This is a genomic window from Enterobacter sp. C6 (assembly GCF_008122455.1).
Taxonomy (GTDB): domain Bacteria; phylum Pseudomonadota; class Gammaproteobacteria; order Enterobacterales; family Enterobacteriaceae; genus Enterobacter; species Enterobacter pseudoroggenkampii.
This window is the reverse complement of the sequence record NZ_QPFW01000240.1, coordinates 38,785-55,031: the sequence shown is the minus strand read 5'-3', so window position 1 is coordinate 55,031 and position 16,247 is coordinate 38,785. Positions and strand designations below refer to the sequence as shown.

Sequence of the window (16,247 nt, the reverse complement as noted above, 5' to 3'; positions counted from 1 at the left end):
ATGGTCGAAACCTTACTGGAAGTCCGCAACCTGAGTAAGACCTTTCGCTACCGCACGGGGCTGTTTCATCGCCAAACTGTCGACGCGGTGAAGCCGCTGAGCTTTACGCTGCGTGAAAAACAGACGCTGGCGATCATTGGCGAAAACGGTTCCGGGAAATCCACCCTGGCGAAAATGCTCGCCGGCATGGTTGAACCGACCGCAGGCGAAGTGTTAATTGACGATCATCCTCTGACGTTCGGGGATTACTCTTTCCGCAGCCAGCGCATCCGCATGATCTTCCAGGATCCGTCTACCTCGCTTAATCCACGCCAGCGCATTTCGCAGATCCTCGATTTTCCGCTGCGTCTGAACACCGACCTGGAGCCAGAGGCGCGCCGTAAGCGCGTATTTGAAACTCTGCGCATGGTTGGGCTGTTACCGGATCACGAAAGCTACTACCCGCATATGCTGGCCCCCGGCCAGAAACAGCGTCTGGGTCTGGCGCGTGCGTTGATATTGCGGCCAAAAGTGATCATTGCTGATGAAGCGCTTGCCTCGCTGGATATGTCGATGCGCTCTCAGCTGATTAACCTGATGCTGGAATTGCAGGAAAAACAGGGTATCTCGTATATCTATGTCACCCAACATCTGGGAATGATGAAGCACATCAGCGATCAGGTGATGGTCATGCACCAGGGAGAGGTTGTCGAGCGCGGCAGCACGGCGGATGTGATGGCCTCCCCGCTTCATGAGCTGACAAAACGACTGATAGCCGGTCATTTCGGTGAAGCATTAACCGCCGATGCATGGCGCAAAGACCGGTAAACAAACGTTGCACCGCTCAATAAGGATTAAATAGCCTTTACACGCTATTTAATCCTTTTAATTTTCGTCTCCATCCCTGCTCCATCTTTTAAGCAATATCATTCAACAGTTCTTCTCCAGAATATCCGGACATTACGGAGGAGAAGAAATGAATACCGCCACTTATGCTCTAAAATACACAGAGTATCTCATCAGAAAATGCCGTTCATTCTTAATGACGGACCTGCACTTTCATACTGTGAGGCTCAAGAAAACATCCGGGACAAAACCTGATATTCAATCACCCACGACGTTGAGTGAAAAAATATGTCATCGTCTGGTCTATGACCATAATAACCTCTACACGATGCTTGCCGATAAACTCGCCGTTCGGGCATACGTTTCCTCCAGAACAACGTGCGTGAAAACGGTGCCATTAATTGGCGTTTATACCAGGGCGTCGCAGATTGATTTTTCCGTGCTCCCTGACAAATTCGTCCTTAAGTGCAACCATGATAGTGGCAGCACAATAATATGTACGAACAAAGCGCAATTTAACGACAAGAAAGCGCGTAAAAAACTGAGCCTCGCGTTAAAGAAAAATTTGTACTACACCACGCGTGAGTGGCAGTACAAAAACATTACGCCGAGTATACTTTGCGAGCCATTCGTCGATCTCTTCGATGATGCTGACAGGAATACGACGCCCGAAATGCTGAGGATCCATTGCTTTCATGGCGTCGCCCACTATGTTGAAGCGGATTTTACGGATGATAACGGCAACGGTTTTATCAACGTTTACGACAGGCACTGGAACTTACAACCCTTCCAGATGGAGTATCCGAATACTTCAGTAAATCCAGACGAACCGGTCTTGTTCCGACAAGCGTTGCTGGCATCCCAGGAGCTGGCGGATGGCATTGACTACTGCCGCGTTGACCTCATGCTAAAAAAAGAAGACATCTATTTCAGTGAAATAACCTTAAGCCCGAGACGCGGTAAACTGACGATTACCCCGCAGGAATGGGATGCTAAGTTAGGAAAAATATGGCATTTATCGCCGGCAGGTGCATTTGACCTGCCGCTGAAACTCACGAGTCGGGCCAGGTAAGTTTAAATATCGAGTGGTTTTGCGTCGATAAGGTATAGGTAACATCGCCACCATGCGCCAGCATGATGGCTTTTACCACCGACAAGCCCAAACCACAGCCTTCCGGGTTCAACTGCCTGGCGCCATTATCGCGCTGAAACGGCTGAAATAAGAAATCATGAAACTCCCTGGGGATGCCCGGCCCCCCGTCCTGAATAAGGATATAATTGCCTTTATCAGAAACGCCATTTTTCACGATGAGTTTGCGCGAGGTAGAATAGTGTAAGGCATTGTCAAATAAAACGGTCAGACACTGATTGATGCGTAACGGATCGAATACGCATTGCTGATCCCTCAGTTCTGTATTGACGGTAAATGCCTTACGGCTGAACTCGGGCATGAAGGTATCGAGCGCGTCCTGTATTGTCCCTTTTAAATCCGTTCTCGACTGGTATAGCGTATATCCCGCCCCGCCATCCGAACTGACAACCCGGAGATCTTCAATCAGGCGGGTTAACCCTTCCGTCTGTTTGAGAAGATTATTAAACAGCACCGGGTCCGGGGTAAAAACACCATCAACCAACCCCTGAAGCCTTCCGCGTAAGATCGTGACCGGGGTTCTCAGCTCATGCGCAATAGCCGCATTCCAGGATTTCCTCTGAATATCCAGCGTCTGTAATTTTTCCGCCATTTCATTGAAATCCGTCACAAGGTGATTGATCTCACCCAGCCGGGAACTGGCACAGAATGCCCGGGCATCCAGATCGCCCTGAGAAATCTTTTTCAGGCTGGACGCGACCGCGTTTAGCGGGGTGAGTATTCGCGATGACAGTTTGACCGTGAAAAAGAGGGCAATAATCATACTGATCGTAGTCGCGGTCCCAATCCATGCCCAGTCCCACATCGTCATCTGTTCATCATCGCCCGCAGCAGGGCCGCCCGGGAGGTGATCCAGAATAAAGGAGTAAAAAAACCAGGAGCCCAGGATGGCGATGGCAATTATCGTAAACGTCAGCAACAGCATATACGTTAAGATCTGACGACTCAGGACAGACTCTTTATTCATTTCTTTTCCCCAAGCCGGTAGCCCATGCCTCTGATGCTCTCGGGAACACCGTAAAGACCGGCAAGCTCCAGTTTTTTACGCAACTTGCTCATATGGCTATCGACCGTTCTGTCGAGCGTATCGCCTTCCGGCAGACACGCGTTGAGTAACTCTTCACGGGAACAGACCTTTCGCGGATAACGCACCAGCCAGGTAAGTAATTTAAATTCGGTTGTCGTTAATACCGGGGAGATAACCTCTTCGCCCACGGTAACTTCCACGTAGAAATCATCCGGATAGACCGTAATAAATGGCGTTCTGAGCGGCAGGGAACCCGCCTGCTGAAGCGCAGGTTTTGTCCTGCGCAGCACCGCCTCAACCCGTGCGACAACCTCAGAGGGGTTAAAGGGTTTGATTACGTAATCATCCGCCCCGAGCCTCAGACCCATAAGCTTATCGACGTCCTGATCGAGAGCGGAAACCATAATGACGGGGACTGCACTTTCGTGGCGAAGCGTAGTAAGCACGCTCCAGCCGTCACACACGGGCAGGTGAATGTCCAGCAAGATGAGATCCGGTTTATGGAGGCGATTAAGCGTTATCGCCTGCTCGCCCTGCCTTGCCCTCAGCGTTTTCATTCCCGAACGCTCTAAGTAGCTCATCAGTATATCGGCGATTTCGTCTTCATCTTCAACAACAAGGATCAGCGTATTTTTGTTCATATTATCTCCGCGGGTGAAATCCCTTTAAGCACGCTATCAGATATCTTTAGCACAATAAGACACAGCCTCCGGGAAAAAGTGCCGTAGTTACGAAAATTTCCCGGTTGATTTAAATGCCCGGTTATTTCTCCACACAGCCTACACATTCAGTCAATAAAGACTCGACAATGTCCGTTCAAAATCGCTATTGAGGCATAACGCGTTGTGCATTGCGCGCTGCAAATTACCACTGTTTCTTAAAGATTTTATGAAGTTGGCTGAAATAATGAACATGGAACTTTCAAAATATTTCTCTCCTAAAAAACTGGGCATATATTCCCTGTTTCTGCTGCTATCGTGGGGATTACTTTATACCTGGCTGGTGCTGGTACACAGAGTGGATGAAAAAGTCGCCTCGACGCTGCTCTCTTCCCCTATTATCTATGGCTGCATCGCGTTGTCGGTGGTCTCACTGATCATCCAAAATAAAGCTGGTGCGCTAACTGAGCTATTTGTCGTCGCCTTCTGGCTGATGGTGATTTTTGTTTATCTCATTATTACGTTCACCGTGCTGTTAAACGCGATGCCCGATATCGAGGATCTGGTCTTTTATTACGAGTGTTATTTGGTCATTTTTTTTGGCGGATCACCGCTGTACCTCATTATGAGAATGATTTGAGCCCTTGATCCACACGGCCTCCATAAACCGCCCACTTCCGCTAAACAGGTGCGCGGTAGAGTCTCTACCTCACTCTTTTGCACAAAAATAACTCAATGCCTCATTTTTTTATCGAACGTCCCATTTTCGCCTGGGTAGTGGCGCTGTTTATCGTCCTGACGGGTCTCCTGTCTATTCCTCGTTTGCCGGTTGCGCAGTATCCGGCGGTGGCGCCGCCAGGCATCATCATTTCCGTCAGTTACCCGGGGGCCAGCCCCGATATCATGAATACGTCGGTGGTGTCGTTAATCGAGCGAGAAATCTCTGGAGTCGATAACTTGCTCTATTTCGAATCATCCAGTGACACAACCGGCTCGGCATCGATTACCGTCACGTTTAAACCCGGCACGGACATCAAGCTGGCACAGATGGATCTACAGAATCAGATTAAGATCGTCGAGCCTCGTCTTCCTCAGGCGGTAAGACAAAATGGCATTAACGTAGAGGCCGCTAATTCTGGATTTTTAATGATGGTGGGACTGAAGTCCACCAACGGTCAATTAGAGGAAGCCGACTTAAGCGACTATTTTGCCCGAAGCGTTAGTGACGAGCTTCGTCGCGTGCCCGGCGTAGGGAAAGTCCAGCTGTTTGGCGGCGAAAAAGCGCTGCGTATCTGGCTGGATCCAATGAAGCTCCACAGCTACGGCCTTTCGGTGAGCGATGTGCTTACTGCTGTTGGCCAGCAAAATGCCCTGGTTTCGCCCGGCAAAACGGGAGATGAGCCCGCATCTGAAGGACAAGGGGTAACGTATCCCATCACCGTAAAGGGACAGCTCTCCTCGGTCGAGGCGTTCAGGAATATCACCCTGAAGTCTGACGCATCCGGCGCCCGCATGAAATTATCCGACATTGCGCGGATTGAATCCGGCCTGCAAAGCTACGCTTTTGGTATCCGTGAAAATGGCGTGCCCTCGACGGCGGCGGCAATCCAGCTGTCGCCAGGCGCCAACGCAATGAGTACGGCTTCAGGCGTGCGTGCGCGCATCGACGAGCTTTCCCGGGTGTTACCCGACGGAATGGTGTTTACGGTTCCTTTCGATACCGCGCCGTTTGTGAAACTTTCTATCGTGAAGGTTGTTCAGACATTTGTGGAAGCGATGGTCCTCGTCTTCCTGGTTATGCTGCTGTTTCTGCACAAGATACGCTGTACGCTTATCCCGGCGATTGTTGCTCCCGTCGCACTTCTTGGCACCTTCACGGTGATGTTATTGAGCGGATACTCCATCAATATTCTGACGATGTTCGGCATGGTGCTGGCGATAGGGATTATCGTTGATGATGCCATTGTGGTTGTGGAGAACGTTGAACGACTGATGGAGGAAAAAAGTCTGTCCCCACGGGACGCTACCCGGCAAGCCATGCAGGAGATCACCCCGGCGATTATCGGGATCACGCTGGTGCTCACCGCCGTCTTTATCCCCATGGGGTTTGCTGAAGGATCAGTCGGGATTATCTACCGGCAATTTTGTATTTCCATGGCAGTCTCCATACTGTTGTCCGCGTTTCTTGCCCTGACGCTGACGCCTGCCCTGTGCGCTACGCTACTCAAGCCGCATCAGGGAGAAAAGAGCGGAGGTGGGCGGTTCGCGGCAGGGTTTAATGCGCGCTTTCATAGGCTTACCACCTGTTACGAAGCCGGGCTGGGTGCCGTTCTGAAGCGAACCGGGCGTATGCTGCTCCTGTACGTTGCGCTTTGTGCTGCGCTGTTTTTGGGTTTGTCTTCGTTACCGTCGTCCTTTCTGCCGGACGAAGATCAGGGCTACTTTATGTCTTCAATCCAGCTGCCTTCAGATGCCACGATGCAGCGCACCCTTAACGTGGTTAAAAAGTTTGAAGAGGAAATTGCGGCCCGGCCGGATATTGAAAGCAACATTATGATCCTGGGGTTTGGGTTTTCGGGTTCCGGGCCAAATTCGGCGATGGCCTTTACCACCCTGAAAGACTGGAAAAATCGACGGGGCTCGACGGCCCAGGATGAAGCCGACCATATACAGGCCAGCATGACGAACGTCTCTGATGCCGTCACGATGAGCCTGCTTCCGCCAGCCATTTCAGATATGGGCACCTCCTCAGGCTTCACCTGGTACGTGCAGGACAGAGCAGGACTGGGCTACGAGGCGTTAAAGCGCGCTGCCGACGCGCTGGTCCTGCAAGCCAATCAGCGTCCTGAACTGAGTGACGTCTATATAGACGGTCTGCCGGAAGGAACCAGCCTTGCGCTCCAGGTTGACCGGGAAAAAGCGGAAGCGATGGCCGTCTCATTTGATGAAATCAACCAGACGCTCTCCGTCACCCTGGGCTCAAATTACGTCAATGACTATACGAACAACGGCCGCGTTCAACAGGTGATTATTCAGGCCGATGCGCCCTACCGAATGCAGCCTGAGCAGATACTGAAACTATCAGTGAAAAACCGGATGGGTGAGATGGTGCCGTTATCAACGTTCGTGACGATCTCCTGGAACGTTGCGCCGCAGCAGTTGACGCGCTATCAGGGTTATTCTGCTCTTCGCATTACCGGAAATACGGCGTCAGGAGTATCCAGCGGCACCGCAATGAAGGTTATGGAGAGTTTGTCCAGAGAGTTACCTCAGGGCATGGCGGGCGAGTGGGCCGGGAGTGCATTGCAGGAGAGAAAATCGGAATCTCAGCTTCCGGGCCTTATTGTCCTGTCGATACTGGTCGTGTTTATGGTGCTCGCCGCCCTGTATGAGAGCTGGTCTGTTCCTTTTGCGGTCATGCTGGTCGTTCCGTTGGGTCTTATCGGCGCGGTGATAGCGGTGTTTGTTGCCGGCATGACGAATGATGTTTTCTTTAAGGTCGGCCTGATTACGCTTATCGGCCTGTCGGCCAAGAACGCCATTCTGATTGTTGAATTTGCCAGGCAGCTCCATCGCCAGGGGCAGCCCCTGCTGGCGGCAACCATTCATGCCGCCAGCCAGCGCCTGCGTCCGATTCTGATGACATCGTTAGCCTTCAGCTTAGGGGTTGTTCCGTTGATGCTGGCCAGGGGGGCGAGCGACAGTACGCAGCATGCCATCGGTACCGGCGTATTTGGCGGCATGATTAGCGGTACGCTTCTCGCGATCTTCTTCGTACCGGTTTTCTTTATCGTCATTGCGCGTTTCGTCGACAACATCAGGAAAGCGTGAATACCCTGGTGGAATCACGCTGCCTCTCTGGTTGGATGAGGCGAAGCTGTTGCCGGGTGATATACTGGACGAATGCTGAAATTTTGAGCCCCCGCGAGTCCGCGGTGCATTCTTCGGGGCAGGCGTCTTCGGAGAAGTGCGAGAAATATCGTGACACAAGGGGCTGTGAGTGGGCTATAATTTCGAGCTAATTTCGAATGATTTTGAAATACTGCCTGTAACGCTATGAATTACAAGGCAAAATTAGCAATGAATATAAGGATTAAAGCTATGGGTTTTCTTTCCGGTAAGCGCATTCTGGTGACTGGCGTTGCCAGCAAACTGTCCATCGCATACGGCATCGCACAGGCAATGCATCGCGAAGGCGCTGAGCTGGCGTTCACCTACCAGAACGACAAGCTGAAAGGCCGTGTTGAAGAGTTTGCCGCGCAGCTGGGTTCCAGCATTGTTCTGGAATGTGACGTTGCACAAGACGAAAGCATCGACGGCATGTTTGCTGAACTGGCAAAAGCATGGCCTAAATTCGACGGTTTCGTTCACTCCATCGGCTTCGCTCCTGGCGACCAGCTGGACGGCGACTACGTGAACGCGGTTACCCGTGATGGCTTCAAAATCGCGCACGACATCAGCTCCTACAGCTTCGTTGCGATGGCGAAATCCTGCCGCGCGATGCTGAACCCGGGCGCAGCCCTGCTGACCCTGTCCTACCTGGGCGCTGAACGTGCTATCCCTAACTACAACGTTATGGGTCTGGCTAAAGCGTCTCTGGAAGCGAACGTACGCTACATGGCGAACGCAATGGGTCCTGAAGGCGTGCGCGTTAACGCCATCTCTGCAGGTCCTATCCGCACCCTGGCCGCTTCCGGTATTAAAGATTTCCGTAAAATGCTGGCACACTGCGAAGCGGTTACCCCGATTCGTCGTACCGTTACCATTGAAGATGTGGGTAACTCTGCAGCATTCCTGTGCTCTGACCTTTCCGCGGGTATCTCCGGCGAAGTGGTTCACGTTGACGGCGGCTTCAACATCGCTGCAATGAACGAGCTGGAAATTAAATAAGCTGTGACTCTCTTCCCGCCCGGGAAGAGAGTATTTCCCCCCGCGTCACCCCTTCGTTATTCCGTTCTGCTATTTGTTATCACCTAACAATATTTTTCCCTTTATCTGCCTTACGCCAGGATATTGATCGCCATTTTGAGATCAAGGAACGCACATGGAACAACGCCGTTTTTCCGGCAAAGGCCACTGGTATCACGAAACCCAGTCAAACCACGCGCAGACGGATGTTCTGCCCTTGGTGCCCGAAGCCGCTAACGTCGACGATCGTTTTTTGCTCGATTTAGCCTTGCCTGATGAGATTGTCGCCGCCTGTTCTGGCTGGCTTACCCCTGCCAGAGCCTTATGCCACCAGCTGTTTCCGCTCTCGATCCCCGTGAACCGCCTGCATACGCTCAGCGCTTACGATCGGCTCAGTACCGCGCTAACGGTCGCACAGGCCTGTGGCGTTCAGCGGCTCTGTAACCATTACGCCGCCCTCCTCGCCCCGCTTCCCGGCCCGGACTCCTCGCGCGAAAGCAACCGCCGCCTGGCACAGATCACCCAGTATGCCCGCCAGCTCGCCAGCTCTCCTGATGTCATTGATGATAAAGCGCAGAACCAGCTTGATGAGGTGGGTCTGTCCACGTACGACATCGTGGTGATTAACCAGATTATCGGGTTTATCGGTTTTCAGGCGCGCGTGGTCGCGATTTTTCAGGCGCTGTTGGGACACCCTGTTCGCTGGTTGCCAGGCCATCATATTCAGCCGCACACGCTTCCCGCGAGCCACGATGCATGGGTGCCGCTTTTGCCCGTCGTGGAGCTGCGCTATGCGAGTGCGCATCAGCTTGAGTCGCTGTCTCGCTGGCAGGCCGAACCCGCGCTGGAGGCGCTGACGCCGGTGCTTTGCCATGAGCCGTCGCTGCTCGACCTGACCGGAGAGATCCTGTTAAACAGCCGCGCAGAGATCCCGCAGACGTCACCCGCACTTTCGGCGGCGGTCGAACTGCTGACCCGCTCTCCGGACCGCTTCAGCGCCGCGCAGTTTACCCCGCTCACGGATCAAGGACTCCAGGGCGAATATGCCATCACGCTGCTTACCCAAAGTGCGTTTGATGGCTGGCTCAATCGTCTGAAAGTAGCGTTTGGTAAAGAGGAATAACCACACTCATTACCCAAAGACCGCTTGCTGAGACAGTGAGAATCGCGTAAAACTGTCAGCCGCTCAATGGCTACGAAAATAGAACATTATGTTTCAGGACAACCCGCTGCTAGCGCAGCTTAAACAGCAACTGCATTCCCAGACGCCGCGTGCAGAAGGGGTCGTAAAAGCCACGGAAAAGGGCTTTGGCTTCCTTGAAGTTGACGCGCAGAAAAGCTACTTCATTCCGCCACCGCAGATGAAGAAAGTGATGCATGGCGATCGCGTCATGGCCGTCATTCATACCGAGAAGGATCGCGAGTCCGCTGAACCAGAAGAACTGATCGAACCGTTCCTGACCCGTTTTGTGGGTAAGGTGCAGAGAAAAGACGATCGGCTTTCTATCGTGCCGGATCATCCCCTGCTGAAAGATGCCATTCCCTGCCGCGCCGCCCGTGGCGTTGAGCATGATTTTAAAGAAGGTGACTGGGCCGTAGCAGAAATGCGCCGTCATCCTCTGAAAGGCGATCGCGGTTTTTATGCTGAGTTGACTCAATTCATCACCTTTGGCGCCGACCATTTCGTGCCATGGTGGGTCACGCTGGCACGCCACAATCTTGAAAAAGAAGCGCCGAACGGCGTAGCGACCGAGATGCAGGACGAAGGTCTGACGCGTCGCGATCTCACCGCGCTGGAGTTTGTCACCATCGACAGCGCCAGCACCGAAGATATGGACGATGCGCTCTACGCTGAAGAGAGCGACGATGGCAAACTGCACCTGACCGTTGCCATTGCCGATCCCACCGCCTGGATTGCCGAAGGTAGCAAGCTGGATGACGCGGCGAAAATCCGCGCCTTCACAAACTACCTGCCGGGCTTCAACATTCCGATGCTGCCGCGCGAATTGTCAGACGATCTTTGCTCGCTGCGTCCAAATGAAGTGCGCCCGGTCCTTGCCTGCCGCATGACCATTGCTGCGGATGGCGCGATTGAAGACGATATCGAGTTCTTTGCTGCCACTATCGAATCGAAAGCCAAGCTGGCCTACGATAACGTTTCCGACTGGCTTGAAAATACCGGTAGCTGGAAACCTGAATCAGACGCCATTGCCGCGCAGATCCGTCGGCTGCATCGCATCTGTCTCAACCGCAGCGAGTGGCGTCAAACCCATGCGCTGGTGTTCAAAGATCGCCCGGATTATCGCTTTGTTCTGGGTGAGAAAGGCGAAGTGCTGGATATCGTGGCCGAACCGCGACGCATTGCGAACCGCATTGTTGAAGAAGCGATGATTTCCGCCAACATCTGCGCCGCACGCGTGTTGCGCGACAAGCTGGGCTTTGGCATTTACAACGTCCACACCGGGTTTGATCCGGCGAACACCGAAGCGCTGGCGGCCCTGCTGAAGAATCACGATGTGCATGTTGATCCGGAAGAAGTGCTGACCCTGCCAGGCTTCTGCAAGCTTCGCCGCGAACTGGACGCGCAGCCGTCGGGCTTCCTGGACAGCCGCATTCGTCGCTTCCAGTCATTCGCGGAAATCAGTACCGAGCCGGGCCCGCACTTTGGTCTTGGCCTCGAAGCATACGCCACCTGGACATCGCCAATCCGTAAGTATGGCGATATGGTTAACCACCGTCTGCTGAAAGCGATTATCAAAGGCGAAACCGTTGCTCGTCCTCAGGAGGACACCACGCTGCAGATGGCCGATCGCCGCCGTCTGAATCGCATGGCGGAACGTGACGTTGGAGACTGGCTGTACGCACGCTTCCTGCAGGATAAAGCCGGGACGGATACCCGTTTCGCCGCAGAGATCATCGACATCAGCCGCGGGGGGATGCGCGTCCGCCTGGTCGATAACGGTGCTGTCGCGTTTATTCCTGCGCCGTTCCTGCATGCGGTTCGTGACGAAATGGTCTGTAGTCAGGAAAACGGTACCGTGCAAATTAAAGGTGAAACAGTTTACAAGGTCACCGACGTGATTGACGTTACTATCGCCGAAGTTCGCATGGAAACCCGCAGTATTATCGCGCGTCCTGTCGCCTGATAACCGGTTCAATTGTCGGTCCTTTCCTTCGGGGAAAGGCCGGCAATTTTTCTGTTTATCCCCGCCACAAAATCATTATTTTTCCTTACTATTTTCAGTCTCCCTTCGCCCAAATTCGCCATAATTATCTACAGTAAAAGAGTGTTGTTATATTCGGTTACGTGAATTTTTATACGCTCAGTATCCTTTTTAGCCTGACTCGTTTTATTATAAGAAATTAGGGAAAAACAATAAGTTCACTTCGGTTTTGCCGCTGTTCCTCAACGGAAAAGTCGACTGCAAATGAATAATTTGTGCGCTAATGAAAGCTGCGGGAGAAAACATGATGGACGATCTGGAGCCGAATTTGCTGTTTCGCTACATGGGGACTCACAGCCCGTGGTGGCGCTTGTCAGCTGACAGCAACGCTCTGCACCTTTCCACCAGCGAAAATGCCGATGTCACGCAGGTCGTGGCGCTGGACGATGAACAGGCCGATCTCATCCGTCATTTAACCGTTATTACCTCCAGTATTTCAATGTCGCTCTCCCTCTACGGGGAAGATGTTCCGGTTCATCTTGTGGGCCGTAAAATTACCCGTAACGAGTGGGCCGGAACCGCTTCTGCCTGGAACGATACCCCCTCCGTGGCACGCGATCTGGCTCAGGGGCTCTCTTTCGCGGAACAGGTTGTCTCAGAGGCTAACTCCGTCATTGTTATTCTCGATCGGCACGGCAATATCCAGCGTTTTAATCGGCTTAGCGAAGAGTACACCGGCCTGAAAGAACATGAAGTCATTGGCCAGAACGTCTTTAAGCTGTTTATGAGCCGCAGCGAAGCGGCAGCTTCAAAGCGCAATATTACCGGTTTTTTTCGCAACGGCAGCTCATACGAAGTCGAACGCTGGATCAAAACGCGTAAAGGGCAACGGCTGTTTCTGTTCAGAAACAAATTCGTACACAGCGGCAGCGGTAAAAATGAAATTTTCCTTATCTGTTCCGGTACCGATATTACCGAGGAGCGCCGCGCTCAGGAGCGGCTGCGCGTGCTGGCCAATACCGATACCATCACCGGCTTGCCAAACCGTAATGCGATCCACGACCTGATTTCTGACGCCATCGCCAACCGCGGGGACACGCAGGTGGGCGTGGTGTATCTCGATCTGGATAATTTTAAAAAGGTCAACGACGCTTACGGGCATATGTTTGGCGATCAGCTGTTACAGGCCGTTGCCCTCGCCATTTTGAGCTGTCTGGATGAGGAACAGGTGCTGGCGCGACTTGGCGGTGATGAGTTTATCGTCATGGCCACCAATACCTCTCAGGGCTCTCTGGAGGCGATGGCATCGCGCATTTTAACCCGTCTGCGCCAGCCGTTCCGAATCGGGCTGATTGAGATTTATACCGGCTGCTCCCTGGGCATCGCCCTCGCCCCTCAGCATGGCAACGACCGGGAAAGCGTCATTCGTAACGCCGATACCGCCATGTACACCGCCAAAGAGAACGGCCGGGGCAAGTTCTGCGTCTTCTCGCCCGAGATGAACCAGCGCGTGTTTGAGTATCTCTGGCTGGATACCAACCTGCGTAAGGCGCTGGATAACGATCAGCTCCTGATTCACTACCAGCCGAAAATCACCTGGCGCGGGGAAGTCAGAAGCCTTGAAGCGCTGGTCCGCTGGCAATCACCAGAACGGGGTTTGATCCCGCCGCTGGAGTTTATCTCTTATGCCGAGGAGTCGGGGTTGATTGTGCCGCTGGGCCGCTGGGTGATGCTCGATGTGGTTCGCCAGGTGGCGAAATGGCGTGATAAGGGCATAAACCTGCGCGTGGCGGTGAACGTCTCTGCACGCCAGCTGGCCGACCAGACTATTTTCAGTGACTTAAAGCAGGCGCTGAAGGATCTGAATTTTGAATACTGCCCTGTCGATGTCGAATTAACCGAAAGCTGTCTTATCGAGAACGAAGAGCTGGCGCTGTCCGTGATCCAGCAGTTCAGCCGACTCGGGGCGCAAATTCATCTGGATGATTTTGGCACCGGCTACTCTTCCCTTTCTCAACTGGCCCGCTTCCCTATCGATGCCATTAAACTCGATCAATCGTTTGTCAGGGATATTCATAAGCAGTCCATCTCCCAGTCTCTGGTGCGCGCTATCGTCGCGGTGGCGCAGGCGTTAAATCTGCAGGTGATTGCCGAAGGTGTGGAAAGCGCAAAAGAAGACGCCTTTCTCACCAAGAACGGCGTCAACGAACGGCAGGGTTTTCTGTTTGCTAAGCCGATGCCCGCTGCCGCATTCGAGCGATGGCTAAAACGATATCAAGCGCGAAATCAACGTTAACTGGCTTTACGCAACCCCGCCGCGTGATGGCGGTTTTGCAGCGTGACCAGACGCTCCATGTAGGCGATATCTTTCGGCTCAAGGCAGAAAGCGGCGTCAACCCAGTCTTCCGTAATATCCATCAGTTCACTGCGGGGCAATTGCAGAACGCGCGTACGGGCGCGCAGCATCGCCCTTACGCCATTCAGTTTTGGCCGCAGCGTATCGATGAAGGTTCGGGTGGAGACATAGCTTTGTCCGGGTTCAAACAGGACATCCACCAGCCCGTGCTGTTCATACCATTCAGCCGTATGGGATTCCCCTTTATAGATGAGTTCCTCCGCCAGCTTCATGCCAGAACGGCGTGCAACCAAGGAATATCCCCCCATACCCGGAAACAGGTTGAAGGCAATCTCCGGAAAACCCAGACGGGCATCGCGCTGAGCCAGGACGAAATGGTGCGCCAGAGCGGCCTCAAACCCGCCCCCTAACGCACTGCCTTCGACCATCGCCAGAGAGATGGCCCCTGAATCAAACCCCCGTGAGGCCGCATGGACGCAATCAACGCAGGCGCGAGCGTACGCCCGTAACGCCTCCCGACGTCCGTTCTGAATGCACTCGACGAAGAACTGTAAATCACCGCCCACATTGTACATATCGGGAACCAGCGAACCGGTTACCCAAAAATCAACCGCAAAGCCAGACTGGCGAACCAGCCATGAGAAGTTCATGATCTCCTCAATTAACGCATGGTTAAAACAAGGCCGTGGCTGGGCCCGCAACATCATCCAGACGGTGTGACGCTCCGCTTCGTAATACCCTGACAGCTGCGTGAACCGTTCAGTATCGGTAAACAGTGTGCAGGTAGGCTGATTGATAACTGTCATAGTCTAATTCCTCTTATAAAAAAGCGCCTTGCGCGCCGTTTTAGACTAATCCACTCAATAAGCCCACTGCATGAGGGGGAATAAATTTATCACTTACGTTTATGTAATTTAGTTATTGCATTTTTTCCCTTCTCTTTTGATCCTAATTTCTGCATCATTGAAAATATTAACTTTTCGCGCCTGGGGTGAGATTATGTCTACTATTGACGCACAAGCTGTAGCACAACGAATTGATACCGTGCTGGATATCCTGGTGGCGGGCGATTATCACTCTGCTATCCGTAATCTCGAGATCCTGAAGTCTGAACTTCTTGCTCAGAATGGTGCTGACAACGCGCCTGAAAACAGACAGCCAAAAGCGCCGTGGGAAGTTTAACCCCACCGTCTCCGACCTCGTTTCGCTTTATTAAATGGATGCTATGAATTCCCGACAACAACTCATTTTGCAGATGGTCATCGATCAGGGACGCGTCAGCGTAGTCGATCTCGCTAAAACCACCGGCGTGTCTGAAGTCACAATCCGTCAGGATCTTAATCTGCTGGAAAAACAGAGCTACCTGCGTCGCGCGCACGGATATGCTGTCCCGCTGGACAGTGATGACGTTGAGACGCGCATGATGAATAACTACGCGCTCAAACGTGAACTGGCGGAATTTGCCGCGTCCCTGGTGAACAACGGCGAGACCGTTTTTATTGAAAACGGCAGCAGTAATGCCCTTCTGGCACGCACGCTTGCCGATCAAAAGGACGTTACTATCATCACCGTCAGCAGCTATATCGCGCATTTGCTCAAAGAGACGCGCTGCGAGGTGATTCTGCTCGGGGGTATTTACCAGAAAAAAAGCGAAAGTATGGTAGGCCCGCTGACCCGTCAGTATGTCCAGCAGGTTCATTTCAGCAAGGCCTTTATCGGGATTGACGGCTGGCAACCGGAGACAGGTTTCACCGGTCGGGATATGATGCGCTCTGACGTTGTGAATGCTGTGCTGGAAAAAGAGTGTGAAGCCATTGTGCTCACCGACAGCTCTAAATTTGGCGCCGTTCACCCGTATACGATGGGCCCCGCTTCACGCTTTAGCCGCGTGATTACCGACGAAAGATTGAGCGACGCGCACCGAAATAAACTGGAAGATGACGGACTGATCGTCAATATTATTAAAACGACCGCCTGAGTTCCCTCCGCGCCCGAATTTCGGGCGCATACGCCCTTCTTTCTCTGAGATGATTCTTAACCCTGCTTTAAGAGTTTTTACCTGTTTAACCCGCCTTAAAGTCGTAAAATTAATGTTAGCGATATAACAGGAAGTGACTATCACCTGCGTGATTACGTAACGCCTGCGCGACCAGCTTTC

13 protein-coding genes are annotated in these 16,247 nt (G+C 52.8%); 10 read left to right on the top strand and 3 right to left on the bottom strand.

Going from position 1 to position 16,247, the window contains the following annotated elements; genetic code table 11:
• Together sapF and DOU50_RS17760 are read left to right on the top strand one after the other, a co-directional pair.
• The gene (gene sapF, locus DOU50_RS17765) at positions 1 to 807 is read left to right on the top strand and encodes a putrescine export ABC transporter ATP-binding protein SapF (protein WP_023312051.1); all 807 of its coding nucleotides are present in this window, start codon (positions 1 to 3) and stop codon (positions 805 to 807) included.
• Between the two features lie 148 nt (positions 808 to 955).
• On the top strand, positions 956 to 1,897 hold the full coding sequence (locus DOU50_RS17760) for an ATP-grasp fold amidoligase family protein (protein WP_148769843.1): 942 nt from the start codon (positions 956 to 958) through the stop codon (positions 1,895 to 1,897).
• On the opposite strand, the gene DOU50_RS17755 is transcribed toward DOU50_RS17760, so the two are convergent.
• Complete coding sequence (locus DOU50_RS17755; protein WP_048991917.1) at positions 1,878 to 2,942, bottom strand: ATP-binding protein; 1,065 nt, start codon at positions 2,940 to 2,942, stop codon at positions 1,878 to 1,880. The two genes, DOU50_RS17760 and DOU50_RS17755, sit on opposite strands and share 20 nt — an antisense overlap.
• Entirely contained in the window at positions 2,939 to 3,643 is a 705-nt protein-coding gene (locus DOU50_RS17750) for a response regulator (RefSeq protein ID WP_024907133.1), read from the bottom strand. Before DOU50_RS17750 ends, DOU50_RS17755 begins: the two co-directional genes overlap by 4 nt.
• 271 nt (positions 3,644 to 3,914) lie before the next feature.
• On the opposite strand from DOU50_RS17750, the gene DOU50_RS17745 reads away from it, so the two are divergent.
• From DOU50_RS17745 to pdeR, 6 genes are all read left to right on the top strand, one after another.
• Positions 3,915 to 4,301 carry a transporter gene (locus DOU50_RS17745; RefSeq protein WP_194266155.1) on the top strand — a complete coding sequence of 129 codons (387 nt, stop codon included), beginning with the start codon at positions 3,915 to 3,917 and terminating at the stop codon, positions 4,299 to 4,301.
• A gap of 95 nt (positions 4,302 to 4,396) precedes the next feature.
• Positions 4,397 to 7,492, top strand: a complete 3,096-nt coding sequence (locus DOU50_RS17740) for a multidrug efflux RND transporter permease subunit (RefSeq protein ID WP_148769841.1) — start codon at positions 4,397 to 4,399, stop codon at positions 7,490 to 7,492.
• Positions 7,493 to 7,762: 270 nt separating this feature from the next.
• Positions 7,763 to 8,551, top strand: coding sequence for an enoyl-ACP reductase FabI (fabI, locus tag DOU50_RS17735; protein WP_003856831.1), 789 nt, complete (start codon positions 7,763 to 7,765; stop codon positions 8,549 to 8,551).
• Positions 8,552 to 8,705: 154 nt separating this feature from the next.
• On the top strand, positions 8,706 to 9,692 hold the full coding sequence (locus DOU50_RS17730; RefSeq protein WP_024907130.1) for a CMD domain-containing protein: 987 nt from the start codon (positions 8,706 to 8,708) through the stop codon (positions 9,690 to 9,692).
• 88 nt (positions 9,693 to 9,780) lie between these two features.
• Positions 9,781 to 11,715, top strand: coding sequence for an exoribonuclease II (locus tag DOU50_RS17725; protein WP_148769840.1), 1,935 nt, complete (start codon positions 9,781 to 9,783; stop codon positions 11,713 to 11,715).
• 322 nt (positions 11,716 to 12,037) lie between these two features.
• On the top strand, positions 12,038 to 14,029 hold the full coding sequence (pdeR, locus tag DOU50_RS17720; protein ID WP_048992047.1) for a cyclic di-GMP phosphodiesterase: 1,992 nt from the start codon (positions 12,038 to 12,040) through the stop codon (positions 14,027 to 14,029).
• Here pdeR and DOU50_RS17715 read toward each other — a convergent pair.
• Complete coding sequence (locus tag DOU50_RS17715; RefSeq protein ID WP_048991912.1) at positions 14,026 to 14,895, bottom strand: crotonase/enoyl-CoA hydratase family protein; 870 nt, start codon at positions 14,893 to 14,895, stop codon at positions 14,026 to 14,028. The two genes, pdeR and DOU50_RS17715, sit on opposite strands and share 4 nt — an antisense overlap.
• A 193-nt stretch (positions 14,896 to 15,088) precedes the next feature.
• On the opposite strand from DOU50_RS17715, the gene DOU50_RS17710 reads away from it, so the two are divergent.
• Together DOU50_RS17710 and DOU50_RS17705 are read left to right on the top strand one after the other, a co-directional pair.
• Positions 15,089 to 15,271 carry a hypothetical protein gene (locus DOU50_RS17710; protein ID WP_024907126.1) on the top strand — a complete coding sequence of 61 codons (183 nt, stop codon included), beginning with the start codon at positions 15,089 to 15,091 and terminating at the stop codon, positions 15,269 to 15,271.
• A gap of 43 nt (positions 15,272 to 15,314) precedes the next feature.
• Entirely contained in the window at positions 15,315 to 16,067 is a 753-nt protein-coding gene (locus DOU50_RS17705; protein WP_048991911.1) for a DNA-binding transcriptional regulator YciT, read from the top strand.
• Positions 16,068 to 16,247: the final 180 nt, after the last annotated feature.